Origin of the sequence: Actinoallomurus acaciae, from assembly GCF_042429965.1 — a bacterium.
GTDB lineage: Bacteria > Actinomycetota > Actinomycetes > Streptosporangiales > Streptosporangiaceae > Actinoallomurus > Actinoallomurus acaciae.
In genome coordinates, this window is the sequence record NZ_JBHLZP010001085.1 from 1 (window position 1) to 292 (window position 292).

Sequence of the window (292 nt, forward strand, 5' to 3'; positions counted from 1 at the left end):
CGAGCAGGCGGTGCACCCGCGTCCCGGCGTGGAAGTCGGGGGTGGTGCGCGTGCCCGTGCGGATGTCGCCGGCGAGCGCGGCGTACATCCGGGCCACGTTGCGGGCCTCGACCTCGGGGACCGGCGCGGGACCGGGCACGGGCGGCTCCTCCCACCGGCCGTCTCGCGAGGCGAAGAGGCGCAGCTCGCTCATCTGCACGCCGCCCGGGCCGTGCGCGCCCGACACGACGGCGAGGTCGCCCTCGGTCCCGGCGATCTCGATCCGGGTACGGCCGTCGGTCTCCTTGGCGTC

1 protein-coding gene is annotated in these 292 nt (G+C 77.1%); it reads right to left on the bottom strand.

What is annotated here, in order from left to right:
• The coding region (locus ACFFNX_RS50675; protein WP_446678575.1) for a hypothetical protein at nucleotides 1–292 on the bottom strand (292 nt) is incomplete at both ends.